Here is a 26,889-nt window from a genome sequence, read left to right as displayed (position 1 = left end):
GCCTCAATGGGAAGGACGGGAACTCCGGGCCGCGCCGTCGGGCTCCCAGAAGATGATCCTGCCGCGCACGGCGACGAGCAGGCGGTCGAGGGTGAAGCCGATCAGCGCCACGGCGATCACGCCGGCGTAGGACTCGGCATACATGAAGGAAGCCGACGCGTAGGCGATGTAGTAGCCCAGCCCGGTGCTGTCGCCGATCATTTCGGTGATGATCACGACCACCATGGACAGGGGCAGCGCGACCCGTATGCCCGACATGATGGCGGGCAGCGCCGCCGGCAGCAGCACGCGCAGGAAGATGCGCACGGACCCGGCCCCCATGTTGCGGGCGCTCCAGACCAGGCGCGGCGCCACGGCGCGGATGCCGAAATAGGTGTTGACCGCGATGGGGAAGGTGCACTCCAAGGCGATCAGCGCGATCTTCGACGGCGAGCCGAAGCCCAGCAGCAGGATGAAGACCGGGTACAACGCGATCTTGGGAACCGGGTAGCCGAACGAGAAGATGGGTTCCACCATCCATTCGAACCAGCGGCTGCGGGCCATGAGCACCCCCAGCAGCACGCCGATGACGATGGCCAGGCCGAAGCCGCTCAGGGCGCGCGAGAACGAGATGGAGGCGTGATAGACCAGGTCGCCGTTGGCCAGCCCTTCCACGAAGGCCCGGCCCACCTTCACGATGGAAGGCATCAGCCGCGGCGACACCCATCCCGAACGGGACAACAGCTCCCAGGCCGCGGCCAGGACCGCCAGCGGATACAGCGGCGCCATGGCTTGCCGGGCGAAAGCGCGCAGACGCTCAACCATCGCGGGCCTCCCCGGGATACTTGTCCGCCAGCAGGCGGCGGCGGATGGCCAGCAGGATGCGGTCGCTGGCGAAGCCCATCAGGCCGATGGCCAGGATGGCCGTGTACATCCAGTCATAGCGCATGGCTTCCTCGGCGCGCACGACCATGTCGCCCAGGCCGTCGTGCGACCCCACCATCTCGGCGGCGAACAGCACGATGAACGAAAGCGCGAGCCCGGAGCGCAGGCCGGTGAAGATCTGCGGCAGCGCGGCCGGGAAGATGACGCGCCTGAAGATGTAGGCAGGTCCCGCCCCCATGTTGCGCGCCGCCCAGATCAGGGATACGGGGGTGGCGCGCGCGCCGTACAAGGTGTTGATGAAAGTCGGAAAGAAGACCGCCAGCGTGATGAGGGCGATTTTCGAGACATCGCCGAAGCCCAGCCAGGTGATGATGACCGGCAGCAGCGCCACCTTGGGCACCGGATACAGCGTGGAGACGAGCGGATCGAAGAAGGCGCGCGCCTGCCGCCACACCGCGCTCAGGAGTCCGATCGCAACCCCCAGCGCGGCCCCCATGAAAAAGCCGCTGTAGGAGCGCACGCCGGACGCCATCGCGTCGCGGATGAGCTCGCCGCTTGCCAGCAATTCCCAGGTCGTGGCGGCAATGTCGGTCGGCGCCACGACGTAGCGGGGCGCTCCCGGCTGGCCGGCCGCCAGTTGCATGGCTACCAGCAGCGCCACCGGCAGGGTCCAGCCCGCGAGCCAGCGCAGCGCGCGGTTCGAACCGCCCGCCGCGGCGGGGCGTATCGCGCTCATGAGCCTTCCCGGGCGCGCAGGACCTCATCGCGCAGCATGTCCCAGATCCTGGCGTGGTAGTCCATGAACTCGGGCGACTTGCGGATGGCCGCGCCGCGCGGACGAGGCAGGTCCACGCGCAGGTCGGCCTTGATGCGTCCCGGGCGCGCCGTGAAGACGATGATCCGGTCGCTCAGGTAGATGGCCTCTTCGATGTCGTGCGTGACGAACAGCACGGTGCGGCGGTCCTGCTGCCAGATGTCGGTCAGCTCTTCCTGCATGAGTTCGCGCGTCTGCGCGTCCAGGGCGCCGAACGGCTCGTCCATCAGCAGCATCTTGGGTTCGTAGGCCAGCGTGCGCGCCAGCGCCACGCGCTGCCGCATGCCGCCGGACAGCTCGCCCGGATAGGCATTCTCGAACCTGGCGAGCCCGACCATGGCGATGTACTTGCGCGCGATCTCCAGGCGCCGCGCCTTGGGCAGGCCCTGCACTTCCAGCGACCAGGCCACGTTGCCCAGCACGGTGCGCCAGGGAAAGAGCGCATAGTCCTGGAACAGCATGCCCCGGTCGGGCCCCGGCTCCGAGACCGGGCGCCCGGCCAGGCTGATCGTGCCGCTGGTGCGCGGCTCGAACCCGCCCACCATGTGCAGGAAGGTGCTCTTGCCGCAGCCCGAGGGCCCGACGATGCTGACGAATTCGCCCTCGGCGATGGACAGGTCGAAATCCTCCAGCGCGGTCACGGCCTGGCCGTTGCGCAGGAAGCGCTTGCCGACGCCCCTGGCCTGCAGGTAGGCGGTAGTGCTGGCGCTGGCGTTCATTTCGGCAGGTAGCTCATGTCCACGACCTTGGCGGGGTCCAGATTGTCCAGATAACCGAAGGTCTTCAGTTCGGCCACCATCCTGCGCATGGAGTCCATGTCGACCTTGCCGTCGAGCGGATGCAGGTACTTGCGCATGCCCAGCGACACGTCCAGCGGAATGTTGACGAACTTCGCGTCGATCAATTGCTGGTGGCTTTCGCGCGGGCGATTCACGTAGAAGTCGGCGGCCTTGACCAGGTCGGCCAGGAAGGCGCGCAGGGCAGCGGGATGCTTGGCGGCGAATTCCTCCTTGACCAGGAGCAGCATCAGGTCTTCCTGCTGCCCGATGCCGTCAGTGGAGGTGAAGACGGTGCGCAGTCCGCCTCGCTTTTCCTCGAAGGCAGCGAAAGGCTGCGGGAAGGCGCCGATGTCCAGCTTGCCGGCCCGTACGGCCTCCCCTTGGCTGGGAAACGGCATGGCCACCCACTTGACGTCCCGCTGCGGGTTCAGTCCGTGCTTCTTGAGCGCCAGCCGGGCCCAGATCTCCGCCGACGAGCGCGCGCCGTTGATGCCCACGGTCTTGCCCTTGAGATCGGCGATGGTCTTGATGGGCGAGCTGTCGAGCACCATGTACTGGGTGGCGAAGCCTTGCGCGCCGCCCTCGCGGGACAGCGACGCGACGATCTTGAACTTGATGCCCTGGGCCGCGGCCATCATGACGCTGTGAGCCGATCCGGTGGCGACGTCCAGCTCGCCGGCTTCGAATGCTTGAAAACGTTTATCGGTGCCCCGGAACAAGGTGTACTCGAGCTTGTAGTCGCGGTTCTGTCCGGGAGTGACGGCGGGCGATGCCTTCATCGTCCACAGCGGTTCCTCGGCGGATGAGCCATGGCCCACGCGGATGGGGACGACCTCCGCCTGGCTGGCTGGAGAAGCCAGAAAAAACAAGGATAAAGCGGCACAGCAGAGCGTCTTCACCATGGAATTCATGATGCGGTCCTCCCTAGGATGGTCACGGCTTCGTCATGCCGGATTGTAGGTTCTTGCCTCGGGCGAAACGATCGAGTTATTCTTGCTCAGCCAGCAATTTTTCTTATCGGATGGGTTTTTAGGCGATGCTGGAACGGAACCGCATGCGGCACCTTCGGGCGCTCATCGCCGTGGTCGAGGCGGGCAGCATCGCGCATGCCGCCCAGCGATTGCTGCGCACGCCCTCGGCGGTGGCGAGCTCCATCCGCCAGCTCGAAACGAGCTTCGAGGCCACGCTGTTCGAACGCCAGGCCTCGGGCATGGCGCCCACGCCGTTCGGCGACGCCGCCTACCGCCGCGCCCTGCGCATCGACGCCGAACTGCGCCAGGCCTGCGCCGAACTTTCTCCCTACGGCGTCTCCGCTGGCGCGCCGCTGTTTGCCATGCTGGTGGGTGAGCGTCAGTTGACGGCGCTGGTCCGCCTGCGCGAAATGGGGCACATGCCCAGCGTCGCGGCGGTCATGGGCTTGACCCAGCCCGCGGTCAGCGCCCTGCTCAGGCAGGCGGAGGCGTCGCTGGACCTGCCCCTGTTCCGCCGCACGGCCAAGGGCATGGCCGTGACCGAGGCCGGCGAGCTGCTGCTGTTTCGCGTGCGGCGGGTGCTGGCGGAGCTGCGCCACCTCGAAGCAGACATCGCGCAGCAGCGAGGCGAGATCAGCGGCCGCGTCATGTTCGCCGCCCTCCCCTCGCTGCGCACGCGTGTGCTGCCCCAGGCCATCGCGGCGCTGGTGGGGCGGCATCCCAACGTGCAGATCTCCATGGTGGACGGTCCGTTCGAGATCCTCTTCGCCGGCGTGCACTCGGGCGAGATCGATTTCATCCTGACCGGTCTCAATGCCAACTACTCGCATCGGGACTTCCTCATCCGGGTGATCGGCAGCGACCGCCTGGTCGCCGTGGTCAGGGCCGGACATCCCCTGTGCGCCAGGAAGCGGGTCGAGATCACCGATCTCGTCCGCCATCCGTGGATACTGCGCGACCGGGGAGCACCCACGCGCGAACTCCTGAACGACCTGTTTCGCGACCTGGGCATCGCGCCTCCGCACGTCGCCGTGCAGGCGGGCGACCTGGGCTTGCTGCGCGGCCTGCTCCAGCACAGCGACATGGTCTCGGTGGTGTCGCCCGAGTACCTCTCCTACGAGATCGCCTCGGGCGCCGTCAAGGTCCTGGAGGTAGAACTGCCCCCCACCGGCCGGGACATCGGGTTCCTCCTGCGGCGCGACGCCCAGCCCTCGCTGCTGTGCGAGAAACTGATGCAATACATCGAGAAGGCCGCGGCGGGTACCCTGGCGCCCACGCTCGCCGCGGCCTGACCGCCGCGTCCATCAGTACCGGTTCGAGAAATTCGCCGATATCCGCTGCTTCAGGTATTCCGCCGCGGTGATCGCCGGATACTTGCGCCCGGGCCCCTCGATCACCACGTCCTCGTTGGCCTGGCAGAAGAACGCGAGGCTGTAGCGGGCCCCCTGGTACTCGTGCGGCTGCGGATTGCGCACGCGGTGGAAGTTCGACGGCAGCGCATCGTCGCTCCAGCGCATCAGCATGTCGCCGATATTGCAGGTGATGACCCCCTCGACCGCCTCGACCGGTGTCCAGGCGCGGCTCTCGGCGTCCTTGCCCGGCAGCACTTGCAAGCCCGCCTGGCCCGCGCGCTGGAACAACAGCGTCAGGCAGTCGTAGTCGGTGTGGGCGCCGGCGCGCCACAGGCCCAGCTCGTCCTTGAGCGCGGGGTCGATGGCGAAGTAGTGCAGCATGCGCAAGGTGCTCTGGTAGGTTGCGGGAGCCGGATCGTGGGCGCGGGTGAAGAAGTCGGGCGCAAAGCCCAGCTTCAGCGCAAAGCAGGACAGCAGCCGCATCCCGACCTCCCAGCACTGGCGCTCGAACCGCAAGGTGGCCTCCTTGAAGCCGGGCAGCTCGTCCTCGGTCGGCCACAATCCGTCCATGCGCGGACGCGTCACCTGGTAGGACTCCTTCTGGTCCGGCGTACGGGTGGACGGCCGGATCTGGGCCTTGTGCTCCCAGCCGGCGTTGCGGGTCAGCGGCCATTGCGCCTTGGTCTCGCGCGGCAGGGCGAAGAAGCGCTCGGCGCGCACGAACGCGGCCTCGATATCGGACAGCGGGATGCCATGGTTCTTGACCTGGAAGAAACCGATCTCGGTCGCGGCGCGCCAGATCTCGTCGGCGATCTCGGCGTGCCGGCGATCGAAATCGGCCACGTCGATGATGCGGATCTCGCGCTGGGTTTCCTGCCCCATGCCCCCCATGCGGGATTCCTTTTCGAGCTCTCCCAGCCCATAGCCGGAGGGAACCTGGAGGGACGGCGTGGCACTCGTGGTTTTCATGATGACATCCTCGTCGAAGAACAAGGGACATCGACCACTACCGGGCATCGAGCGGGGCGGTCGTGTCGCGCTTGAAGGTTGACATGGCCGCCCCGCGGGAGCGTACCCCGCGGCGCGGCCTCTTCAAGAGCAATGACCCGCCAATCGGGCCGGACGGCGCCGGGCGATTGCGCTGAACGCTTCTACTCTTTCGGCCCGCAGTCATGCAAGAACCGCTCCAGGCGCATCGGCTCGTGCCCTCCTGGCGTGCCGTGCCGCTCCGCCGCCGCGTTCACCAACTTTGTGCAGCAGGCGCCGCACCGGCGGGCCTTTTGCACCAATCGAAGACACCGGCACGGGGACGGCGCGGCGAAGCGCCGCGCGCCGGAAGCATTGTCGCTTGCCGGCCTTCCCCGGGGAAAGGCGCACGGGTGTTCCGGAGCCCGAAACGCCGGCAAACTCCGATGGCACACCCCTTGCTTGGTCGATCGCAGAGTAGAAGCGTTCAGCGTCGGCCATGCGCCGGCGCCCGGAAATTGCTCGAGTCGCGCCGGACAGGCTTGCCGCAGGCATGTCCGGGAATTCTCCATTCCACGACACGGGACCTCCATCAGATGAACCGCCGCCAGTTCCTCGCCACGCTGTCCGCTTCCGCCCTCGCCGGAGCACATGTCCGCCCGGTTCTCGCCCAGCCGCGCGCCCTCACTCCGATCAAGTTCACCCTCGACTTCCGCGTCACCAGCCAGACCTCGCCCTTCTTCCTGGCGCTGGCCAAGGGCTATTACAAGGAGGCCGGGCTGGACGTGAGCATCGACGTCGGGTCCGGCTCGGTCGCCTCGATCACGCGCGTCGCCAGCGGGGCCTACGACCTCGGCCTGGGGGACATCAGCTCGCTGGTCGAGTTTCACGCGCAAAGCGTCGGCGCGCCCGTCCAGGCGGTGTACCAGTATTACAACCGGGCGCCCTTCGTCATCATCGGCCGCAAGGACCGCGGCATCACGACCGATTTCGCCAGCCTGCGCGGCAAGCGCGTCGCGGCCGCGGCCGTGGAGGCGACGCGCCGCTGCTGGCCGATGGCGGCGCGTCAGCTCGGCGTCTCCCCGGATCTGTTCCAGTGGATCACGACCGACTTCAGTACCCGCGACAATGTCATGGTCCGCGGCGATGTCGACGCGGCCACCTACTTCCACGATTCGGCGGTCTCGCTGTTCGCCCGCATGCCGCCCCAGGAACTCGCGGTGCTCGAGTATGCGCGCACCGGCCTTGCCCTGTACGGCAACGCGGTACTGGCCAGCCGCCGGCTCATCGCCGAGAAACCGGCGGCGGTCAAGGCCTTCCTGGCGGCCACCAACCGGGCCCTGGTCGAGACCCTGGCCGATCCGGAACCCGCGCTGGCCGCGATCAAGGCGCGCGAGGCTATCATCGACCTGAAGGTCGAACGCGCACGCTGGCACATCACTCGCCGCTATCTCGCCACCGACGACACCCGCGCCGACGGCCTGGGCAGCGTCCGGGCCGACATCCTGCAGCGCCAGATCGACGAAGTCGCCGCCGTTTTCGATCTGCCCGCCCGGCCCCCCATCGGCCAGATCTTCGACGACAGCCTCCTGCCTCCCGCCGCCCAGCGCAAGGTGCCCGCATGACGGCGCAGCCCCTTCCCGGCGAGCAGCCCGTGGACGAAGGCGACGGACGATACCTGCGCCGGGCCATCGAGCTCGCCAACCTGGCCCGCTCGCGCGGCAACCGCCCCTTCGGGTCGGTCATCGTCGGCGCGGACGGCACCGTGCTGGCCGAGGCCTGGAACCGCAACGGCGAGACGGGCGACTGCACCGCCCATGCGGAAACCGAGGCCATCCGCCTCGCCAGCCCCCGCCACACGCGCGAGGAACTGGCGGGCGCCACCCTGTATGCCTCGGGCGAACCCTGCGTGATGTGCGCCGGAGCGATCTACTGGTCCAACATTCGCCGGGTGGTCTTCGGCATCGACGCCGTGCGTCTGCGCGCGTTCCGGGGCGCGCGCCTGGACCAGCGGGACGCGGAGCTGTCCTGCCGCGACGTGTTCGACGCCTCGCCGGTGCCGATCGCGTGCATCGGCCCGGCGCTGCTGGACGAGGCGGCCGCCTCGCACGAAGGAGGCTGGAAAACCTGAGCCGCACGGGCGTTTGCCCATGATAGAAAGCCTGGATACTCATCCAGGCTGCGTCTATCGGCGCAGCAAACCTTGGTCCACGCCCGCACGGACGACCGCCTGCAATTGCCTACCGACTTCCCGTGCAGCGCTGCTGATCGGCCCATGCCTGGCATAGGCGAGATCCAGGTGTTGAACGATGGCGGGCTCGATGAGCCTGCTGGCCTGGATACGGCCGCTTCGAACATCCTGGGCTACCGCGTTGTAGCTGAGCAGTGCATATACCCCGCTATTGGCGACGACGTCCCGCTGTATGCTCAGGGAATTCGCTTCGAGCGCGACGTTCAGCGACATGCCTCGATCCCGAAAAAGAGGCTCGAGGTAGCGATGCAGCACGCCTCCAAAATTATGGATGACCAGGGGCACGCCATCCAGACGAGGAAAGGGAACGGTCGGCTCACTTGTCAGCGAGGCGCCGGCCGCGCTGCACAGGTAGACATCGAAGTCCACAAGTGGAATGCCCACGCCCTTCTGCAGCCCGTCGTATCGCAACGAGACGCCCAGGTCGACATGGCCGCTTTCAAGCCAGCCCTCGATCTGCTCCGCGTAGCCCTCGACGATCCCGATCTTGATACGCGGAAACCAGGAATGGACAGCGGAAAATAGCATACCCATGATCGGAGAACTCAGCGAGGGCAAGGTCGCCAGGCGGACATTTCCCGCCGTCGTGTTCGCCAGTTCCTTGAATTCGTCCACCATGGCCTGCGACGCGTCGAGCCATGCCTGGATGCGGGGCAATACGCTGCGGCCGAAATCGGTGAGAACCATGCCCCGTCCGGTCCTGAGGAACAGTTTGCCTCCCCACTCCGCTTCGCATTGAGCCAAGGCCTTACTGACGGCGGACTGCGACAGTCCCTCTTCGTTCGCGACGCGCGAAAGGCTGCCCTGCCTTCCGATCGCGACCACGAGCCTCAGCTTTTGCGGGTCGATCTGAGGTGTTCTCAACGAGCTCTCCTCTACCTGCTCCGAGGTAGAGTAGCACTCTCGCTTCAGGCGTTCATATATAGCCGCGCCCCGGTATCGTGCAGGAACGCCGCGCGCTCGGCCGGCGACAATTCGCTCGCAGCCATCCGCGCCGCGTCGACCTTGGGCCCGTAAAGACCGCGCGTCTGCCCGACGTCAGACCCCCACATCAGGCGATCCGCGCCGAAGACATCTGCCAGGTGCCGCACGAACGAGGCCGTCGGGATGCCCGCGCCGATCAACCGGCGAAAGTTGATCGAGGTCACCTTGAAGAACGTGTTTCGAAGCTCCGCCAATCCCCTTACCAGCTCGTCCAGGTCGAAGCCCGGCGCCCCTCCTGGAGGATAATCCGACTCCGGAACCCCGGCGTACTTGCCATCGTAGATAGTGCCGTGCGGCACGCCTACGTGATCGATGACGACAGGCACGCCAGGGAAACGACGCGCAATCCGCGCCAGCGCGGGAATCGCCCGTCCGCGATGGGTTCGGAAGAAAATCACCGCAACCGGCAACTCCAGTTCCTCGGCAGCCCGCCAGGTTTCCATCGCGGCCGGAGACTCGAGCCAATCCAGGCTGAACGGATCGGCGCGGGGGGCCGATAATCGTATGCCCCCCAACCGCTGGCCATCGGCCAGACGCCGCAGCAAGGAAGGGGTCGAAGCATCGGTGGCGTCCACCACCAGGACCGGCGTGATCCTGTCGGGGTAGGCCCGCGCGGCATCCAGGATATAGCTATTGTCGTACCCGTAAATGAAGGCGCGCTGAACCGCGCAGACCTGCCCGACCTCGTGGGCATCCATGAGCGCGATGAGGGCTTCGGTACTGGTATCCACATCCGGCTGCGCCTCCTGGGGTTTGGCGCCTCCCATAGCCTCCCTCGGGTAGCGCTGGACATCGGGCGAAATCAGATGGGCGTGAGAATCGAAAAGCATGGGCTGCGGCATCGCGAAGAAATGAGCTTGCAGGCGGATCATCCGTTATTGCGGTTTGATGCCGGCCTTCTCGGCAACCATGCGCCAATGGGTGCTCTCACTCACCATCAACGCGCGCATCTGTTCGAGTGACTGGGCAAATGGCTCGATATGGACATTGCCCAATCTTTCCAGCGAGAGCGGTGTCCCCATGGCCTTCGCCGCCAGGCGATGAATCTTCTCCACCAGTGCGGCCGGCATCCTGGCGGGCCCCCACAACCCGTACCACTGCACCCCCTGAAGAGCCGGGAAACCGGACTCGGCCACCGTAGGCACGCCCGGGAGCTCTGCCGCGCGGTGGCTGGACGTGACCGCCAACCCGACCGCATTGCCTGCCTTGATCTGTTCGACCGCCGGTCCCGCCGCATCGCCCACCATCATGTCGATACGTCCGCCGATCAGATCGTTCACAGCCGCGGGACCTCCCTTGTAGGGAACGAGCAGCAGGTCCACGCCGGCTTCCTGGGTAAGCTGGACCGCCATCATTTGATTGAACGCGCCCACGTAGCCTATGCTCAGCTTGCCGCCACGCTTCTTGTACACTTCCCGCAGGTCGCCCAGCCGCCGCAAGCCCGAATCAGGCCGCGTGGCGAACAGCAAGGGGGACTGTCCCAACGTGGCCAGAGGAGTCAGATCCGACAAGGGCTCGTAAGGCAGCCGGGATACGAATGGCGCCACGGCCATCGCACCCTTGAGCGAAACGATCAATGTGTATCCGTCGGCGTCGGCCCTCACGCCCGCGTTCACCGCGATCGCCCCGTCGGCGCCGGCTCGATTCTCCACCACGAACTGCTGGCCGGCTTCCTTGCCCAAGGCCTCGGCGAGCACGCGGGCAACCGAGTCCGTCGGTCCACCCGCCGGATATCCCACGAGCACCCGCACCGGCCGCATCGGCCACCCGGCATCCGGCGCCGCCGCGTATGCCTGCAGGCAACCAACGATCATGCCCATTGCGACGCACCGCTTTCCGCAATTCATCACGGTAGTCTCCATTCGTTCTCAAAACAGTGCATGGATACGACCATCTCGTTCGCCCATGCGCAGGCCCTACATTGCCCGCACTATCCTGCCCGCACACTCTCCGAAACCTATTCTGGGGCCCTGTTCGCGCTGGCAGTAAGCGCCTAGCCGGAGTTCGTCGCCATCCTCCAGAAAGACCCGCTGCTCGCCATTGGGAAGCACCAACGGCTGTTTGCCGCCGCGCGTCAACTCCAGCAGGCTGCCCTCGGTTCCCGGAGTCGGGCCGGACAAGGTCCCGGTTCCCAACAGATCGCCCGTGCGCAGATTGCAGCCGTTCACGGTGTGATGCGCAATCATCTGCGCAAACGTCCAATAGCTGTCCCGGTTCAGCAGCGACTGCGAAATGACGACGGACGGCAGGCCTTCCCGCGCCATGGCGGCGGTAAGCAGCCGGACCTGCGCGTGGATTTCGAAAGCGCCGTTGGCTGCATCGGCAGGGGAAGACAAGTAGTCGAAGGCGGGCGGAGCGGCGGAGTCCCTACCCAACGCTACTCGATAAGGCGCCAGCGCTTCCATCGTGACTACCCACGGCGAAATCGTCGTGCAGAAATTCTTCCCCAGGAACGGCCCTAGCGGCTGGGTTTCCCAAGCCTGGATGTCACGTGCGGACCAGTCATTCAGCAGGCAGACCCCGGCGATATGCGTCTGGGCCTCGTCCACGCCGATGGCGGTGCCACGCGCATTGCCTTTGCCGATGAACACGCCGAACTCCATCTCGTAGTCCAGCTTTCTGGTATGGCCGAATATCGGCAGCACATCACCGTACGAGGCTTTGAACAAACCCTCAGGCCGAAAAACCGGCTCCCCGCTCGCTACCACCGTCGATGCCCGCCCATGGTAGGCAATAGGCATGGAGGTGAAATTGGGCAATACCGGATTATCCGGCCGGTACAGGCTGCCGACATTAAAGGCGTGATGATACGAAGCCAGAAAATCGGTGTAGTCGCCCACGGCAAAGGGCACGCGCAAACTGATTCTGGTGAGGGACCGCAGACAAGGCTCGACCGCGCGACGCTGTGCCGCGCCCTCTTCCAGCAGGCCGATGGCTTGCGCGCGCAAGTGCGCGGCCACTTCGTTTCCCTGCGCGAACAAAGCGTTCAACGATTTTTCCGCGACGCATTGCTGCAACGCCCCATGATCGACGATCAAGCCCTGCTGGCTGGCTTGCACCAGGTCCAGCACCTGGTTGCCAATGGCCACGCCAATAGCGCAGCCAGCGCCATCTTCGTCCCGAAACAGGCCAAAGGGCAGGTTATCCAGCGGAAAGTCGCAATCAAGATAGTTCGCTTCGACGACCCAACTGTGCTTGCCCGTATGCAGGGGCCTCGTCTGTGCGTTCATGGCTACGGCCTACAGCGGCTGCGCGTCGATGAGGACAAACGCAATACGCACGGGAGAGTCCGACCGGTTGGACCAGGCATGATTGGTTCCGCGCTGAATCAGAACATCGCCGGCCTTCATAAGTGTTTCGCCGATGTCCATCAACGCCCACACTTCTCCCTCGAGCACGATCGCATAGTCGATGGTGTTGGTCTTGTGGAAAGCCGGATGACGGTTTTTTCCCGTCAGGACGTGACCTTCGCCCCAGTGCGCGAACTGATCGGCAACCTTCGAAAAGTCTCGCTCGCTTTCGGGTGGCAACACCAATATCCGAAAGATGCTGCCTCCAGGCGGTGGCGACAACGGGGTCGGCCGATCCGCCGCATCGGCGGCTCCCGCGTTCGATGCAGGGGTACAGCTGGTTTCCCAAAGATCGATCATCGCCAGATTGGGCACCGCATCCGGTTGCTTGACATTGGGAGCCAAGCCGTCGCAAAGGAAAATCGATCGGCCTTGCGCATCGTGCCCCGTCACGATGCGACGATGGGAACGGATGGACGGCCTAGCGCCAGCCGGCTGATTTCCGGAGATCTGCGTCATGCGGTGTCTTTCGCCTCGTACTGGTCATGGTCGATCTGCCGATGCCTGATGCATCGCGCAGTACGGGCGTCATTCTAGGTAGGGCACCACGGCCCGGAAAGGCAGGCGGAGGAAAACCAGCTATTCCCTACGGTAAAGTCCGCGCACCAGCCCTTCGCCAATACGGTCTGTTAGGCAGGGCCCCCACGGCTTCCGCCGCGCACGAACGTCATCGAGAGGTCAGCAACAGGATGCGGAGCCCCAAAAAAAAGAGGCCCCCGAAGGGGCCTCTTGTCGTGACCTGCTACGTCACACTTGCTGGTCGTCGCCCGACTGCGGCTCGTCGCCCGAAGGCTCCGAGGTCGTCACGCTTTCGGCCGGCGTATTGAAGATCTCGCTCTCGTCGAAGGTGTTGCCCACGTCGGCGAATACCACTTCGCGCTCGGCGGCCTCCTGGGCTTCCTTCTCCTTGCGGGCGGCATGGTAGGCCATGCCGGTACCCGCGGGGATCAGGCGACCCACGATGACGTTTTCCTTCAAGCCGCGCAGGTCGTCGCGCTTGCCCATGATGGCGGCTTCGGTCAGGACACGCGTGGTTTCCTGGAACGAAGCGGCCGAGATGAACGAGTCGGTCGACAGCGAGGCCTTCGTGATACCCAGCAGCACGTTCTCGTACGTGGCCGGACGCTGGTTGTCGGCGTTGACGCGATCGTTCTCGTTCAGCATCTCGGCGCGCTCGACCTGCTCGCCCGGGATGAACGAGGTATCGCCCGGATCGACGATGTTCACGCGGCGCAGCATCTGGCGCACGATCACTTCGATGTGCTTGTCGTTGATCTTCACGCCTTGCAGGCGGTAGACGTCCTGCACTTCGTCGACGATGTAGATCGCCAGCTTCTCGATGCCTTGCAGGCGCAGGATGTCGTGGGGATCGGCCGGGCCGTCCACGATCATTTCGCCCTTGTTCACCACCTGGCCGTCGTGCACCAGCACCTGCTTTTCCTTCGGAATCAGGAACTCGTGGCTGACGCCGTCCAGGTCGGTGATGACCAGGCGCTGCTTGCCCTTGGTGTCCTTGCCGAACGAAACCGTGCCGGTGACGTCGGCGAGCATGCCGGCGTCCTTGGGCGAACGGGCTTCGAACAGCTCGGCCACGCGCGGCAGACCCCCGGTAATGTCGCGGGTCTTCTGCGATTCCTGCGGAATACGCGCCAGCACTTCGCCCACGCCGACCTGCTGGCCGTCGCGCACGGTGATCAGCGCGCCCACCGGGAAGGAGATGCTGACCGAGTGGTCGGTACCGGCAATCTTGACTTCCTCGTTGGAGGCATCGAGCAGCTTGACCTGCGGACGAACGGTCTGCTTGGCGCTGCCCCGCGTCTTGGGCGTGATCGCGACCAGGGTCGACAGGCCGGTGACTTCGTCGAGCTGACGGGCCACCGTGACGCCTTCTTCCACGTTCTCGAACTTGATCGTGCCACCGTACTCGGTGATGATCGGACGAGTCAGCGGATCCCACGTGGCCAGCTGCGCGCCGGCCTTGACCGTCACGCCGTCGCCGTGCAGCAGGATGGCGCCGTACGGCACCTTGTGGCGCTCGCGCTCGCGGCCGTTGTCGTCGACGATCAGGATTTCGCCCGAACGCGAGATGGCGACCTGCTCGCCCTTGCCGTTGGTCACATAGCGCATGGCGCTGGTGAAGCGCACCGTGCCGTTGGACTTGGTTTCCACGCCGGAGGCCAGCGCCGCGCGCGAGGCCGCGCCACCGATGTGGAACGTACGCATCGTCAGCTGCGTACCGGGTTCGCCGATGGACTGGGCGGCGATCACGCCGACCGCCTCGCCGACGTTGACCAGCGAACCGCGGCCCAGGTCGCGGCCGTAGCACGCGGCGCACAGGCCGTGACGGGTTTCGCAGGTCAGGGCCGAGCGGACCTTCACTTCGTCGATGCCCAGGCGCTCGATCGCGTCCACCGCGTCTTCGTCCAGCAGCGTGCCGGCCTCGAACACGGTTTCCTGCGTGTCGGGATCGACCACGTCGGCGGCCGCGGTACGGCCGAGGATACGGTCGCGCAGCGGCTCGATCACTTCACCGCCCTCGACCAGCGCCTTCATGGCGAAGCCGAAGGTCGTGCCGCAATCGTCCTCGGTGATGACCAGGTCCTGCGTCACGTCCACCAGGCGGCGGGTCAGGTAACCCGAGTTCGCCGTCTTCAGCGCCGTGTCGGCCAGGCCTTTACGCGCGCCGTGGGTCGAGATGAAGTACTGCAGAACGTTCAGGCCTTCGCGGAAGTTCGCGGTAATGGGCGTCTCGATGATGGAGCCGTCGGGCTTGGCCATCAGGCCCCGCATGCCGGCCAGCTGGCGGATCTGGGCCGCGGAACCGCGGGCGCCGGAGTCGGCCATCATGTAGATCGAGTTGAACGACTCCTGGCGGGTGGCGTTGCCGTGGCGGTCGACGACGGGCTCGGTCGAGAGCTGTTCCATCATCGCCTTGCCCACGCGGTCGCCGGCCTTGCCCCAGATGTCCACCACGTTGTTGTAGCGTTCCTGGGAGGTCACCAGACCCGACGAGTACTGCTTGTCGATTTCCTTGACCTCCTTGCTGGCCTCGGCAAGGATGCCTTCCTTGGCGGACGGGATCAGCATGTCGTCCATGCAGATCGAGATGCCGCCGCGGGTGGCCAGGCGGAAGCCCGACTGCATCAGCTGGTCGGCGAAGATCACCGTGTCGCGCAGGCCGCAGCGGCGGAACGACTGGTTGATCAGGCGCGAGATCTCCTTCTTCTTCAGGGGCTTGTTCAGCACCGAGAAGGGCAGGCCCTTGGGCAGGATTTCCGACAGGATGGCGCGGCCGACGGTCGTCTCGAAACGGCGCAGCACGGGCTGGAATTCGCCGTTCTCGTCACGCTCGTACTCGTTCAGGCGCACGGTGATGCGCGACTGGAGCTCGACCACCTTGTTTTCGTAGGCGCGCATCACTTCGGACACGTCCATGAAATGCAGGCCTTCGCCGGCGCCGTTCACGCGCTCGCGGGTGGCGTAGTACAGGCCCAGCACGATGTCCTGCGAAGGAACGATCGAGGGCTCGCCGTTGGCCGGGAACAGCACGTTGTTGGAGGCCAGCATCAGCGTGCGGGCTTCCAGCTGGGCTTCCAGCGACAGCGGAACGTGGACGGCCATCTGGTCGCCGTCGAAGTCGGCGTTGAACGCCGCGCAGACCAGCGGGTGCAGCTGGATGGCCTTGCCTTCGATCAGCACCGGCTCGAACGCCTGGATGCCCAGGCGGTGCAGCGTCGGGGCGCGGTTCAGCATGACCGGGTGCTCGCGGATCACCTCTTCGAGGATGTCCCACACCACCGGTTCCTGCGTTTCCACCAGCTTCTTGGCCGCCTTGATGGTCGTGGCCAGGCCCATCATTTCCAGGCGGTTGAAGATGAAGGGCTTGAACAGCTCCAGCGCCATCAGCTTGGGCAGGCCGCACTGGTGCAGCTTGAGCTGCGGACCCACCACGATCACCGAACGGCCCGAGTAGTCGACGCGCTTGCCCAGCAGGTTCTGGCGGAAGCGGCCGCTCTTGCCCTTGATCATGTCGGCCAGCGACTTGAGCGGACGCTTGTTGGCGCCAGTCATGGCCTTGCCGCGGCGGCCGTTGTCCAGCAGCGAGTCGACGGCTTCCTGCAGCATGCGCTTTTCGTTGCGCACGATGATTTCGGGGGCCTTCAGCTCGAGCAGGCGCTTCAGGCGGTTGTTGCGGTTGATGACCCGGCGGTACAGGTCGTTCAGGTCGGACGTGGCGAAGCGGCCGCCGTCCAGCGGCACCAGCGGGCGCAGCTCGGGCGGCAGCACGGGCAGCACTTCCAGGATCATCCAGTCGGGCTTGATGCCGGACTTCTGGAAGCCTTCCAGCACCTTCAGGCGCTTGGAGATCTTCTTGATCTTGGCATCCGAGCTGGTGGCCTGGAGGTCGGCGCGCAGCGTCTCGATCTCACGGTTGATGTCGATCGTGCGCAGCAGTTCGCGCACGGCCTCGGCACCCATCACCGCACGGAAATCGTCACCGTACTCTTCGGTCTTGGCCAGGAAGTCGTCTTCCGACATGATCTGGGCGCGCTTGAGCGGCGTCATGCCCGGATCGATGACGCAGTAGGCTTCGAAGTACAGGACGCGCTCGATGTCGCGCAGCGTCATGTCCAGCACCATGCCCAGGCGCGACGGCAGCGACTTCAGGAACCAGATGTGAGCGACCGGGCTGGCCAGCTCGATATGGCCCATGCGCTCGCGGCGAACCTTGGCCAGCGTGACTTCCACGCCGCACTTCTCGCAGATCACGCCACGGTGCTTGAGGCGCTTGTACTTGCCGCACAGGCACTCGTAGTCCTTGATCGGCCCGAAGATCTTGGCGCAGAACAGCCCGTCGCGTTCGGGCTTGAACGTGCGATAGTTGATCGTCTCCGGCTTCTTGACTTCGCCGAACGACCACGACCGGATCTTCTCCGGCGACGCGATGCCAATGCGAATGGCGTCGAACTGTTCTTCCTGCGTAACCTGCTTGAACAGATCCAATAGCGCTTTCATGGCGACTCCTATCAGTTACGCTCGAGATCCATGTCGATCCCGAGCGACCGGATTTCCTTGACCAGCACGTTGAACGACTCGGGCATGCCGGCGTCGATCACGTGGTCGCCCTTGACGATGTTCTCGTACACCTTGGTACGGCCGTTCACGTCGTCGGACTTCACGGTCAGCATTTCTTGCAGCACATACGAGGCGCCGTAGGCTTCCAGCGCCCACACTTCCATTTCCCCGAAACGCTGGCCGCCGAACTGGGCCTTGCCGCCCAGCGGCTGCTGGGTCACCAGCGAGTACGGGCCGGTCGAACGGGCGTGCATCTTGTCGTCGACCAGGTGGTGCAGCTTCAGCATGTGCATGTAGCCGACCGTGACCGGACGCTCGAACATCTCGCCGGTGCGGCCGTCGTACAGGTAGGCCTGGGTCTTGGAGTTGGTCAGCTTGAGGCTCTCGGCCAGCTCGTCCGGATAGGCCAGGTCGAGCATCGCGCGGATGTCGCTTTCCGAGGCGCCGTCGAACACCGGCGTGGCGAACGGCACGCCGTTACGCAGGTTCTGCGCCAGCTCGATCACCGCGTCGTCATCCAGCTCTTCCAGGCGGGCGGCCGTGCCGGTGGTGTTGTAGACCTTGCCGATAAACTCGCGCACCTTGGCCACTTCGACCTTGCGCGCTTCGGACAGCATCTCGTTGAAGCGCTGGCCCAGGCCCTTGGCGGCCCAGCCCAGGTGCACTTCCAGAACCTGGCCCACGTTCATCCGCGAAGGCACGCCCAGCGGGTTCAGCACGATGTCGACGGGGGTGCCGTCGGCCATGTGCGGCATGTCTTCCACCGGAGTGATCTTCGAGACCACGCCCTTGTTGCCGTGGCGGCCGGCCATCTTGTCGCCGGGCTGCAGGCGGCGCTTGACGGCCAGGTACACCTTGACCATCTTGAGCACGCCCGGGGGCAGCTCGTCGCCCTGGGTCAGCTTCTTGCGCTTCTCTTCGAAGGCGAGATCGAACTGGTGGCGTTTCTGTTCGATCGACTCCTTGGCCTGCTCGAGCGCGGTGGCCGCGGCTTCGTCGGCCAGGCGGATGTCGAACCACTGCCAGCGGTCCAGCTCGGCCAGGTAGGACTTGGCGATGGCCGCGCCCTTGGCCAGCTTGCGCGGGCCGCCGTTGACGACCTTGCCGACCAGCGACTTCTCGATACGGTCGAAGGTATCGTTTTCCACGATACGCAGCTGGTCGTTCAGGTCCTGGCGATAGCGCTTGAGCTCATCGTCGATGATGGACTGGGCACGCTTGTCGCGCACGATGCCTTCGCGCGTGAACACCTGCACGTCGATGACGGTGCCGACCATGCCCGAGGGCACGCGCAGCGAGGTGTCCTTCACGTCCGAGGCCTTCTCGCCGAAGATCGCGCGCAGCAGCTTCTCTTCCGGGGTCAGCTGGGTTTCGCCCTTGGGCGTGACCTTGCCGACCAGCACGTCGCCCGCCTCGACCTCGGCGCCGATGTAGACGATGCCCGATTCGTCCAGGCGGTTCAGCTGGCCTTCCGAGAGGTTGCTGATGTCGCGCGTGATTTCTTCCGAACCCAGCTTGGTGTCGCGGGCGACGACCGTCAGTTCCTCGATGTGGATGGAGGTGTAGCGGTCGTTGGCCACCACGCGCTCCGACATCAGGATCGAGTCCTCGAAGTTGTAGCCGTTCCAGGGCATGAACGCGACCAGCATGTTCTGGCCCAGGGCCAGCTCGCCCAGGTCGCTGGAAGCGCCGTCGGCCAGCACGTCGCCCTTGGCGATGATGTCGCCACGGCGCACGATGGGGCGCTGGTTGATGTTGGTGTTCTGGTTGGAACGGGTGTACTTGATCAGGTTGTAGATGTCGACGCCCACTTCGCCGGCGACGTTTTCCTCGTCGTTGACGCGGATCACGATGCGCTCGGCGTCGACGTAGTCGACCAGGCCGCCGCGCAGCGCCTGCACGGTGGTGCCGGAGTCGACCGCCACGGTGCGCTCGATGCCGGTGCCCACCACGGGCTTCTCGGGACGCAGGCAGGGCACGGCCTGGCGCTGCATGTTCGAGCCCATCAGCGCGCGGTTCGCGTCGTCATGCTCGAGGAACGGGATCAGCGAGGCGGCCACGGACACGATCTGCGACGGCGCCACGTCCATGTAGTGGACGTTCTCGGCGGCGGTCAGCATCGTTTCGCCGGCTTGGCGGCAGGCCACCAGATCGTCCACGAAGTGGCCTTCGTCGTCCAGCGTGGCGTTCGCCTGGGCGATCACGTAGCGGCTTTCCTCGATGGCCGACAGGTACTCGATCTGGTCGCTGACCTTGCCGTCCACGACCTTGCGGTACGGCGTCTCCAGGAAGCCGTACTCGTTCAGGCGGGCATACAGGGCCATCGAGTTGATCAGGCCGATGTTCGGACCTTCGGGCGTCTCGATCGGGCAGACGCGGCCGTAGTGGGTCGGGTGCACGTCGCGCACCTCGAAGCCGGCGCGCTCGCGCGTCAGGCCGCCGGGGCCCAGGGCCGAGACGCGGCGCTTGTGCGTGATCTCGGACAGCGGGTTGGTCTGGTCCATGAACTGCGACAGCTGGCTCGAACCGAAGAACTCCTTGATGGCGGCCGAGATCGGCTTGGAGTTGATCAGGTCGTGCGGCATCAGGTTCTCGGCCTCGGCCTGGCCCAGGCGCTCCTTGACGGCGCGCTCGACGCGCACCAGGCCGGCGCGGAACTGGTTCTCGGCCAGTTCGCCCACGCAGCGCACGCGGCGGTTGCCCAGGTGATCGATGTCGTCGATCTCGCCGCGGCCGTTGCGCAGCTCGACCAGCACCTTGATGGTGTCGAGGATGTCCTCGTTGCTGAGCGTCATCGCGCCCGTGATGTCGTTGCCGCGCCCCAGGCGGCTGTTGACCTTCATGCGGCCCACGCGCGACAGATCGTAGGTTTCCTCGCTGAAGAACAGGCGCTGGAACAGGGCTTCGACGGCTTCCTCGGTGGGAGGCTCGCCGGGGCGCATCATGCGATAGATCGCCACGCGCGCGGCGGTCTGGTCGGTGGTCTCGTCCACGCGCAGCGTCTGCGAGATGTACGGGCCCTGGTCCAGGTCGTTCGTGTAGAGCGTCTGGATCTCGCGCACGTTGTTCTCGCGCAGCTTGTTCAGCAGCGACTCGGTCAGCTCTTCGTTGGCGTGCGCCACGATCTCGCCGGTTTCCGGATCGACGACGTTGCGGGCCAGCGCGCGGCCCAGCAGGAAGTCTTCCGGCACCGAGATGCGCTTCGTGTCCGCGGCCACCAGGTCGCGGATGTGCTTGGCGTTGATGCGCTTGTCCTTGGCGACGATGACGTTGCCGGACTTGTCATTGATGTCGAAGCGCGCGACCTCGCCCTTCCAGCGCTCGGGCACGAACTCCATCAGCCCGCCCTCGCTCGCCAGCTCGAAGCTGTCGAACGAGAAGAAGTGCGCCAGGATGCTCTCGGGTGTCATGCCGATGGCCTTGAGCAGGATGGTCACGGGCATCTTGCGGCGGCGGTCGACGCGGAAGAACAGGATGTCCTTGGGGTCGAACTCGAAGTCCAGCCACGAGCCACGGTAGGGAATCACGCGGGCCGAGAACAACAGCTTGCCGGAACTGTGGGTCTTGCCGCGGTCGTGCTCGAAGAACACGCCGGGCGAACGGTGCAGCTGCGAGACGATGACCCGCTCGGTACCGTTGATGACGAACGATCCGGTGGAAGTCATGAGCGGGATCTCGCCCATGTAGACTTCCTGTTCCTTCACTTCCTTGACGGTGGGTTTGCTGGCCTCGCGATCGAGCAGGACCAGGCGCACCTTGGCGCGCAGGGGCGATGCGAAAGTCAGCCCACGCTGCTGGCATTCGCGCACGTCGAAGGCGGGTTCGCCCAGCACGTAGCTGACGAATTCCAGCCTGGCCATCTGGTTATGGCTGACGATGGGGAAGATCGAGGAGAATGCGGCTTGCAGGCCTTCTTCCTTGCGCTGCAGAGGTGCGGTATCCGACTGCAGGAAGGTACGATAGGACTCGAGCTGAGTTGCCAGCAGGAAAGGAACGGTTTGCACGTCCTCGCGCTTGGCGAAGCTCTTGCGGATGCGCTTCTTTTCGGTGAACGAGTAGGGCATGAGCACTCCGACTCAGGTTGCACGAACCACGGGTAATGGTCCTAAAATACGACTTCGAAATCTCAACGGGGCTACCCGCCGGCTGGGCCGGTACCCCTCTTCCGGGCTCCCCCGGTACGGGTTTCGGGTCCGCGGGCGGCATCATCCCCACCCACGCACCGGAAATCCGTTCGACGATCCGTGCGCGCAAAGCCACGCGAACCGGCGTTACTGCCACGGAAAACAGGCTTTAAAAGCCCATTTCCAAAAACGCAAAAACCCGGAGGCCGTTTTTCAGCGGCCACCGGGTACCGGCAAGGATCGAATTACTTGACTTCGACCTTGGCACCGGCTTCTTCGAGCTTCTTCTTGGCGGCTTCGGCATCGGCCTTGGCAACGCCTTCCTTGACGGGCTTCGGAGCGCCGTCGACCAGGTCCTTGGCTTCCTTCAGGCCCAGGCCGGTCAGCTCGCGCACGGCCTTGATGACGTTGACCTTGTTGGCGCCGACTTCGGCCAGGATCACGTTGAACTCGGTCTGCTCTTCAGCAGCGGCGGCAGCGCCACCGGCAGCGGCGGGAGCGGCGACAGCCACAGCGGCGGCAGCAGCCGACACGCCGAACTTCTCTTCCAGGTCCTTGATCAGTTCCGACAGTTCCAGGACGGTCAGGCCGGCGATGGCGTCGATGATTTCAGCTTTGCTAAGTGCCATTTTGTTTAAAACTCCAATGAATTTGATACCAGGTATTGGGTGTCGCTTCGTGTCACGAGATTCCGGGGGACGTTGACCAGAGCTATCTCAAGCCATACATCCCGTTGTGGTTCCGGCCGGCCCTTCGGGCCTTAACTTGCCGCTGCGCGTCAAGTTAGCCTTCACCGCAAGCAAGCGGCTACGCCGCTTGCTTGTCGCGCACGGCCGCGAGGCCACGCACGAACTTGGTCGGAACTTCGTTGAGCGTACGCACAAACTGTGCAACGGGCGCCTGGATGGTGCCCAGCAGCTTCGCCAGCAACTCTTCGCGCGAGGGCAGCGAGGCCAGAGCCTTGACGCCTTCGACGGACATGACGCCGTTCGGCAGGGCACCGCCCTTCAGAACGAGCTTGTCGTTGGTTTTGGCAAAGTCGGACAGGACCTTGGCGGCCGCGACCGGATCGGCGCTGATGGCGTACATCAGCGGACCGGTCAACTGCGACGACAGTCCCTCGAAGGGGGTGCCGGTCACAGCGCGGCGAGCCAGCGTGTTCTTCAGAACACGCAGGTAAACGCCCGATTCACGTGCTTGCTTGCGCAGTACGGTGACGGAAGCGACGTCCAGACCACGATACTCGGCGATAACGATCGATTGAGCCTTGGCGACTTGGGCCGAGATCTCTTCGACGACCACCGTTTTCTCTTGACGATTGAGACTCACGGTTTGAACACTCCATCATAAGACGCTCGGGATACCACCCCTTGCGTCAACCGAATGCGGCGAACCTGGTCGACTTCTTTGGATAAAGAATTCTTCCTGGGAGCGCCGTCTGCGCTGGATCCGTGCTTGGGCGGACAGCATTCCATGCCTGCCCGCGAGTCGCGGTTTTAAGATCCCCCGGGTACCTGGCAAGCCAGGGATTCCGGTTTCACTCCAGCGGTCTTTGACAGCAGCACCGCGCGTCCGGCTTGCGCCTCGCGCACGATGCAGCCCAAAGTCTGTTGCCCTGCGATTACTGCTGGCTGGCCGTCAGAGAGGCCTGGTCCACGCGGACACCGCCACCCATGGTGGACGACACCGCCAGCTTGCGCAGGTAAATACCCTTGGCCGTCGTCGGACGGGCCTTGTTCAGTGCATCGACCAGCGCCAGCAGGTTGCTCTGCAGCTGTTCGACGTTGAACGAGGCACGGCCGATGGTGGCGTGAATGATCCCGGCCTTGTCGGTACGGTACTGGACCTGACCGGCCTTGGCGTTCTTGACGGCGGTGGCGACGTCGGGCGTCACGGTGCCGACCTTGGGGTTCGGCATCAGGCCGCGCGGACCCAGGATCTGGCCCAGCGCGCCGACGACACGCATCGTGTCGGGCGAGGCGATGACCACGTCGAAGTCGATCTGGCCGCCCTTGATGCGCTCGGCCAGGTCTTCCATGCCGACGATGTCGGCGCCAGCGGCCTTGGCGGCCTCGGCCTTGTCGCCCTGGGCGAACACGGCCACGCGCACCGACTTGCCGGTACCGGCGGGCAGGACCACCGAGCCACGAACCAGCTGGTCGGACTTCTTGGCGTCGATGCCCAGTTGCACGGCCAGGTCGATGGACTCATCGAACTTGGCGGTCGCGGTTTCCTTCACCAGCGCCAGCGCTTCGGCGACGGGATACAGCTTGCTGCGATCGATCTTGGCGCGCAGCGCGGCTACACGTTTGGACAAGCGTGCCATGATTACAGACCCTCCACCGTGATGCCCATGCTACGGGCGCTGCCAGCGATCGTGCGAACCGCGGCGTCCATGTCGGCAGCCGTCAGATCGGCTTGCTTGGTCTTGACGATTTCCTCGACCTGGGCGCGCGTCAGCGTGCCGACCTTGTCGGTATGGGGCTTGGGCGAACCCTTCTGGATGCCGGCAGCCTTCTTGATGAGGATGGTCGCCGGGGGCGACTTCATCACGAAGGTGAAGCTCTTGTCGGCAAAGGCGGTGATCACCACGGGAATCGGCAGACCGGGCTCCATGCCCTGGGTCTTGGCGTTGAACGCCTTGCAGAATTCCATGATGTTCAGGCCGCGCTGACCCAGCGCCGGACCGATCGGGGGGGACGGATTGGCTTTACCAGCTGGCACTTGCAGCTTGATGAAGCCGACGATTTTCTTCGCCATGCTTGACTCCTTGCGGGTACTTGCGCAGGCCGTTCAGGCCTGCTCCCCGGGGTTGACGGTCGGGGTTGTCCGCGGCGCGAACGCCGCGAGCCGGATGGCGCTGACCGTAGCGCCCCATCCGGCCATATATCTGGTCAGGACTTCTCGACCTGGCTGAAATCGAGCTCCACCGGGGTCGATCGGCCGAAGATCGTGACCGACACGCGCAGCTTGCTCTTTTCGTAGTTCACGTCTTCCACGTTGCCGTTGAAGTCGGTGAACGGACCTTCCTTGATGCGGACCATTTCGCCCACCTCGAAGAGGATCTTGGGACGCGGCTTCTCCACACCCTCTTCCATCTGCGACAGGATCTCGTCGACCTCGCGCTGGGGGATGGGCGTGGGACGGTTGCCCGACCCACCCACGAAACCGGTCACCTTGTTGGTGTTCTTCACCAGGTGCCAGGTCTCGTCGGTCAGATCCATCTCGACCAGCACGTAGCCGGGGAAGAAACGCCGCTCGGTAATGGACTTCTGGCCACCCTTGACCTCGATGACCTCTTCCGTGGGCACCAGGATGCGACCGAAGGAGGTCTGCAGCGCGGCCCGCTCGATGCGTTCCGTCAGCGCCTTCTGGACGCTTTTTTCCATGCCGGAATAGACATGGACAACGTACCAACGTTTGCTCATCGTCTCGTTTCCGCCGTGTTATTTCCAACCAAGAATGAGGTCGTACAGCACCCATTCGATGGTCTTGTCTGTGACCCACAGGAACAACGCCATGACCACCACGAACGCGAACACCGCAACGGTGGTCTGGATGGTTTCCTTGCGGGACGGCCATACGACCTTGCGCGTTTCCTGGACCGAATCCTGGCCGAAAGCGACCAGGCGCCGCCCGGGCTCGCTGAACCAGCCGATCACGAGGGCAACGACCACGCCGGCGACGATGGCGCCCACCCGGGCGATCGTGGGGCTGCCTGCCAAGGCGTAGAACCCCACCAGCCCAGCGACGAACGCCGCGATGGCCAGGCCCAGCTTGATGCGGTCGGCAGTGCTAGTTACGGTTTCTACGTTTGGATTCGACATCTTTTCGTCCGGGCAGCGCCAGACCTGCTGGCGGTGACGGTGCTTGCAAAACACCCGGGGCAGAAGCCGCGCCGGGCTTTCTGTCGGAAGCCGCGGCTAGACCCCGCAGGCTCCGGGAGAAGTGGCAGGGGAAGAGGGAATCGAACCCACAACCTTCGGTTTTGGAGACCGACGCTCTGCCAATTGAGCTATTCCCCTATGGATGAAGCCCCCCCGAATTCTTTAGGGAGGGCTTTCAAACTTTTACCGCCAACTACTGTACTTTCGCACTACGTCTTGTCCCGCGCCAGGCGCGGGACAAGGGTCTTAAGCAATGATCTTGGCGACGACGCCGGCGCCGACGGTACGACCGCCTTCACGGATGGCGAAGCGCAGGCCTTCTTCCATGGCGATCGGCGCCAGCAGCTTGACCGTGATCGACACGTTGTCGCCCGGCAGCACCATCTCCTTGTCCTTGGGCAGCTCGATCGTGCCCGTCACGTCCGTCGTACGGAAGTAGAACTGGGGACGATAGCCGTTGAAGAACGGCGTATGACGGCCGCCCTCTTCCTTCGACAGCACGTACACCTCGGCCGAGAACTCCGTGTGCGGCGTGATCGAACCCGGCTTGGCCAGAACCTGGCCACGCTCGACGTCTTCACGCTTGGTGCCGCGCAGCAGAATACCCACGTTGTCACCGGCCTGGCCCTGGTCCAGCAGCTTGCGGAACATTTCCACGCCCGTGCACGTCGTCTTGACCGTGTCCTTGATACCGACGATCTCGATTTCCTCGCCGACCTTGATCACGCCACGCTCGATACGCCCCGTCACCACCGTGCCACGACCCGAGATCGAGAACACGTCTTCCACCGGCATCAGGAACGCTCCGTCGACCGCACGCTCGGGCGTCGGGATGTACGAGTCCAGCGCCGCCGCCAGTTGCAGGATCGCCTGCTCGCCCAGCTCGCCTTTGTCGCCTTCCAGCGCCATGCGGGCCGAGCCCTTCACGATCGGCGTATCGTCGCCCGGGAAGTCGTACTTCGACAGCAGTTCCCGGACTTCCATTTCCACCAGCTCCAGCAGCTCGGCGTCGTCAACCAGGTCCGCCTTGTTCAGGAACACGATGATGTACGGCACGCCAACCTGCCGCGACAGCAGGATGTGCTCGCGCGTCTGCGGCATCGGGCCGTCAGCGGCCGACACCACCAGGATCGCGCCGTCCATCTGCGCCGCGCCCGTGATCATGTTCTTCACGTAGTCCGCGTGACCCGGGCAGTCAACGTGCGCGTAGTGACGGGTCTCCGTCTCGTATTCCACGTGCGCCGTGTTGATCGTGATCCCACGCGCCTTCTCTTCCGGCGCCGCGTCGATCTGGTCGTACGCCTTGGCCTCGCCGCCGAACTGCTTCGACAGCACCGTCGTGATCGCCGCCGTCAGCGTCGTCTTGCCGTGGTCAACGTGACCGATCGTGCCCACGTTCACGTGCGGCTTGGTACGCTCAAACTTGCCTTTTGCCATGGCTGACTCCCGCCTCTGGATGCCTGCTATAACG

22 protein-coding genes and 1 tRNA gene are annotated in these 26,889 nt (G+C 64.9%); 3 read left to right on the top strand and 20 right to left on the bottom strand.

Annotation, left to right across the window (positions count from 1 at the left end):
* Positions 1-3: 3 nt before the first annotated feature.
* From R4823_RS02400 to R4823_RS02385, 4 genes are read right to left on the bottom strand one after another with little or no spacing between them, the layout of a single operon-like run.
* Positions 4-804 carry an ABC transporter permease gene (locus R4823_RS02400; RefSeq protein WP_279814509.1) on the bottom strand — a complete coding sequence of 267 codons (801 nt, stop codon included), beginning with the start codon at positions 802-804 and terminating at the stop codon, positions 4-6.
* Complete coding sequence (locus R4823_RS02395) at positions 797-1,600, bottom strand: ABC transporter permease (RefSeq protein WP_279814507.1); 804 nt, start codon at positions 1,598-1,600, stop codon at positions 797-799. Before R4823_RS02395 ends, R4823_RS02400 begins: the two co-directional genes overlap by 8 nt.
* Positions 1,597-2,397 (bottom strand): ABC transporter ATP-binding protein, encoded by an 801-nt coding sequence (locus tag R4823_RS02390; RefSeq protein WP_279814505.1) that lies wholly within the window; start codon positions 2,395-2,397, stop codon positions 1,597-1,599. The genes R4823_RS02395 and R4823_RS02390 overlap by 4 nt, the downstream gene beginning before the upstream one ends.
* Positions 2,394-3,236 (bottom strand): NrtA/SsuA/CpmA family ABC transporter substrate-binding protein, encoded by an 843-nt coding sequence (locus R4823_RS02385; RefSeq protein ID WP_279814503.1) that lies wholly within the window; start codon positions 3,234-3,236, stop codon positions 2,394-2,396. The genes R4823_RS02390 and R4823_RS02385 overlap by 4 nt, the downstream gene beginning before the upstream one ends.
* Before the next feature lie 275 nt (positions 3,237-3,511).
* On the opposite strand from R4823_RS02385, the gene R4823_RS02380 reads away from it, so the two are divergent.
* Complete coding sequence (locus R4823_RS02380) at positions 3,512-4,720, top strand: LysR substrate-binding domain-containing protein (protein WP_279814502.1); 1,209 nt, start codon at positions 3,512-3,514, stop codon at positions 4,718-4,720.
* A gap of 12 nt (positions 4,721-4,732) precedes the next feature.
* Here the strand turns inward: R4823_RS02380 and R4823_RS02375 are convergent, their stop codons facing one another.
* The gene (locus tag R4823_RS02375; RefSeq protein ID WP_279814500.1) at positions 4,733-5,749 is read right to left on the bottom strand and encodes a 2OG-Fe(II) oxygenase family protein; all 1,017 of its coding nucleotides are present in this window, start codon (positions 5,747-5,749) and stop codon (positions 4,733-4,735) included.
* Positions 5,750-6,342: 593 nt separating this feature from the next.
* On the opposite strand from R4823_RS02375, the gene R4823_RS02370 reads away from it, so the two are divergent.
* Complete coding sequence (locus R4823_RS02370; RefSeq protein WP_279814499.1) at positions 6,343-7,371, top strand: ABC transporter substrate-binding protein; 1,029 nt, start codon at positions 6,343-6,345, stop codon at positions 7,369-7,371.
* The gene (locus R4823_RS02365; RefSeq protein ID WP_279814498.1) at positions 7,368-7,877 is read left to right on the top strand and encodes a nucleoside deaminase; all 510 of its coding nucleotides are present in this window, start codon (positions 7,368-7,370) and stop codon (positions 7,875-7,877) included. The genes R4823_RS02370 and R4823_RS02365 overlap by 4 nt, the downstream gene beginning before the upstream one ends.
* Before the next feature lie 54 nt (positions 7,878-7,931).
* Here the strand turns inward: R4823_RS02365 and R4823_RS02360 are convergent, their stop codons facing one another.
* The 15 genes from R4823_RS02360 to tuf all read right to left on the bottom strand — a co-directional run bounded on the left by R4823_RS02360 (position 7,932) and on the right by tuf (position 26,855).
* Positions 7,932-8,861, bottom strand: a complete 930-nt coding sequence (locus tag R4823_RS02360) for a LysR family transcriptional regulator (RefSeq protein ID WP_279814496.1) — start codon at positions 8,859-8,861, stop codon at positions 7,932-7,934.
* A gap of 44 nt (positions 8,862-8,905) precedes the next feature.
* Complete coding sequence (locus R4823_RS02355) at positions 8,906-9,853, bottom strand: amidohydrolase family protein (RefSeq protein ID WP_279814494.1); 948 nt, start codon at positions 9,851-9,853, stop codon at positions 8,906-8,908.
* Positions 9,854-9,856: 3 nt separating this feature from the next.
* Complete coding sequence (locus R4823_RS02350) at positions 9,857-10,843, bottom strand: tripartite tricarboxylate transporter substrate binding protein (RefSeq protein WP_279814493.1); 987 nt, start codon at positions 10,841-10,843, stop codon at positions 9,857-9,859.
* Positions 10,844-10,897: 54 nt separating this feature from the next.
* Entirely contained in the window at positions 10,898-12,211 is a 1,314-nt protein-coding gene (gene fahA / locus R4823_RS02345) for a fumarylacetoacetase (protein ID WP_279814491.1), read from the bottom strand.
* A gap of 9 nt (positions 12,212-12,220) precedes the next feature.
* Positions 12,221-12,790, bottom strand: coding sequence for a cupin domain-containing protein (locus tag R4823_RS02340; RefSeq protein WP_279814489.1), 570 nt, complete (start codon positions 12,788-12,790; stop codon positions 12,221-12,223).
* 288 nt (positions 12,791-13,078) lie between these two features.
* On the bottom strand, positions 13,079-17,347 hold the full coding sequence (gene rpoC / locus R4823_RS02335) for a DNA-directed RNA polymerase subunit beta' (RefSeq protein WP_279814487.1): 4,269 nt from the start codon (positions 17,345-17,347) through the stop codon (positions 13,079-13,081).
* Between the two features lie 11 nt (positions 17,348-17,358).
* Entirely contained in the window at positions 17,359-21,471 is a 4,113-nt protein-coding gene (gene rpoB / locus R4823_RS02330) for a DNA-directed RNA polymerase subunit beta (protein ID WP_087838383.1), read from the bottom strand.
* A 305-nt stretch (positions 21,472-21,776) separates the two neighbouring features.
* Positions 21,777-22,160, bottom strand: a complete 384-nt coding sequence (gene rplL / locus R4823_RS02325; RefSeq protein WP_087838384.1) for a 50S ribosomal protein L7/L12 — start codon at positions 22,158-22,160, stop codon at positions 21,777-21,779.
* 178 nt (positions 22,161-22,338) lie between these two features.
* Positions 22,339-22,860: a 50S ribosomal protein L10 gene (gene rplJ, locus R4823_RS02320; RefSeq protein WP_087838385.1), complete on the bottom strand. Its 522-nt coding sequence runs from the start codon at positions 22,858-22,860 to the stop codon at positions 22,339-22,341.
* Between the two features lie 292 nt (positions 22,861-23,152).
* On the bottom strand, positions 23,153-23,857 hold the full coding sequence (gene rplA / locus R4823_RS02315; RefSeq protein ID WP_087838386.1) for a 50S ribosomal protein L1: 705 nt from the start codon (positions 23,855-23,857) through the stop codon (positions 23,153-23,155).
* Between the two features lie 2 nt (positions 23,858-23,859).
* Positions 23,860-24,291: a 50S ribosomal protein L11 gene (gene rplK / locus R4823_RS02310; RefSeq protein WP_087838387.1), complete on the bottom strand. Its 432-nt coding sequence runs from the start codon at positions 24,289-24,291 to the stop codon at positions 23,860-23,862.
* Positions 24,292-24,425: 134 nt separating this feature from the next.
* The gene (gene nusG / locus R4823_RS02305; protein WP_087838388.1) at positions 24,426-24,959 is read right to left on the bottom strand and encodes a transcription termination/antitermination protein NusG; all 534 of its coding nucleotides are present in this window, start codon (positions 24,957-24,959) and stop codon (positions 24,426-24,428) included.
* An 18-nt stretch (positions 24,960-24,977) separates the two neighbouring features.
* Positions 24,978-25,358 (bottom strand): preprotein translocase subunit SecE, encoded by a 381-nt coding sequence (gene secE, locus R4823_RS02300; protein ID WP_087838389.1) that lies wholly within the window; start codon positions 25,356-25,358, stop codon positions 24,978-24,980.
* A gap of 122 nt (positions 25,359-25,480) precedes the next feature.
* Positions 25,481-25,556, bottom strand: a tRNA-Trp gene (locus R4823_RS02295).
* Between the two features lie 108 nt (positions 25,557-25,664).
* Entirely contained in the window at positions 25,665-26,855 is a 1,191-nt protein-coding gene (gene tuf / locus R4823_RS02290; protein WP_087838324.1) for an elongation factor Tu, read from the bottom strand.
* Positions 26,856-26,889 lie beyond the last annotated feature (34 nt).

Origin of the sequence: Pigmentiphaga sp. CHJ604, from assembly GCF_036972535.1 — a bacterium.
GTDB lineage: Bacteria > Pseudomonadota > Gammaproteobacteria > Burkholderiales > Burkholderiaceae_B > Pigmentiphaga > Pigmentiphaga daeguensis.
The sequence above is the reverse complement of the archived record's forward strand: the minus strand, read 5'-3'. Positions and strand labels throughout refer to the sequence as shown.

Coding starts and splice junctions, on each gene's coding strand:
- R4823_RS02400 (WP_279814509.1), bottom strand. CDS start 804: ATGGTTGAGCGTCTGCGCGCTTTCGCCCGGCAAGCCATGGCGCCGCTG.
- R4823_RS02395 (WP_279814507.1), bottom strand. CDS start 1,600: ATGAGCGCGATACGCCCCGCCGCGGCGGGCGGTTCGAACCGCGCGCTG.
- R4823_RS02390 (WP_279814505.1), bottom strand. CDS start 2,397: ATGAACGCCAGCGCCAGCACTACCGCCTACCTGCAGGCCAGGGGCGTC.
- R4823_RS02385 (WP_279814503.1), bottom strand. CDS start 3,236: ATGAAGGCATCGCCCGCCGTCACTCCCGGACAGAACCGCGACTACAAG.
- R4823_RS02380 (WP_279814502.1), top strand. CDS start 3,512: ATGCGGCACCTTCGGGCGCTCATCGCCGTGGTCGAGGCGGGCAGCATC.
- R4823_RS02375 (WP_279814500.1), bottom strand. CDS start 5,749: ATGAAAACCACGAGTGCCACGCCGTCCCTCCAGGTTCCCTCCGGCTAT.
- R4823_RS02370 (WP_279814499.1), top strand. CDS start 6,343: ATGAACCGCCGCCAGTTCCTCGCCACGCTGTCCGCTTCCGCCCTCGCC.
- R4823_RS02365 (WP_279814498.1), top strand. CDS start 7,368: ATGACGGCGCAGCCCCTTCCCGGCGAGCAGCCCGTGGACGAAGGCGAC.
- R4823_RS02355 (WP_279814494.1), bottom strand. CDS start 9,853: ATGATCCGCCTGCAAGCTCATTTCTTCGCGATGCCGCAGCCCATGCTT.
- R4823_RS02350 (WP_279814493.1), bottom strand. CDS start 10,843: ATGGAGACTACCGTGATGAATTGCGGAAAGCGGTGCGTCGCAATGGGC.
- fahA (WP_279814491.1), bottom strand. CDS start 12,211: ATGAACGCACAGACGAGGCCCCTGCATACGGGCAAGCACAGTTGGGTC.
- R4823_RS02340 (WP_279814489.1), bottom strand. CDS start 12,790: ATGACGCAGATCTCCGGAAATCAGCCGGCTGGCGCTAGGCCGTCCATC.
- rpoC (WP_279814487.1), bottom strand. CDS start 17,347: ATGAAAGCGCTATTGGATCTGTTCAAGCAGGTTACGCAGGAAGAACAG.
- rpoB (WP_087838383.1), bottom strand. CDS start 21,471: ATGCCCTACTCGTTCACCGAAAAGAAGCGCATCCGCAAGAGCTTCGCC.
- rplL (WP_087838384.1), bottom strand. CDS start 22,160: ATGGCACTTAGCAAAGCTGAAATCATCGACGCCATCGCCGGCCTGACC.
- rplA (WP_087838386.1), bottom strand. CDS start 23,857: ATGGCACGCTTGTCCAAACGTGTAGCCGCGCTGCGCGCCAAGATCGAT.
- rplK (WP_087838387.1), bottom strand. CDS start 24,291: ATGGCGAAGAAAATCGTCGGCTTCATCAAGCTGCAAGTGCCAGCTGGT.
- nusG (WP_087838388.1), bottom strand. CDS start 24,959: ATGAGCAAACGTTGGTACGTTGTCCATGTCTATTCCGGCATGGAAAAA.
- secE (WP_087838389.1), bottom strand. CDS start 25,358: ATGTCGAATCCAAACGTAGAAACCGTAACTAGCACTGCCGACCGCATC.
- tuf (WP_087838324.1), bottom strand. CDS start 26,855: ATGGCAAAAGGCAAGTTTGAGCGTACCAAGCCGCACGTGAACGTGGGC.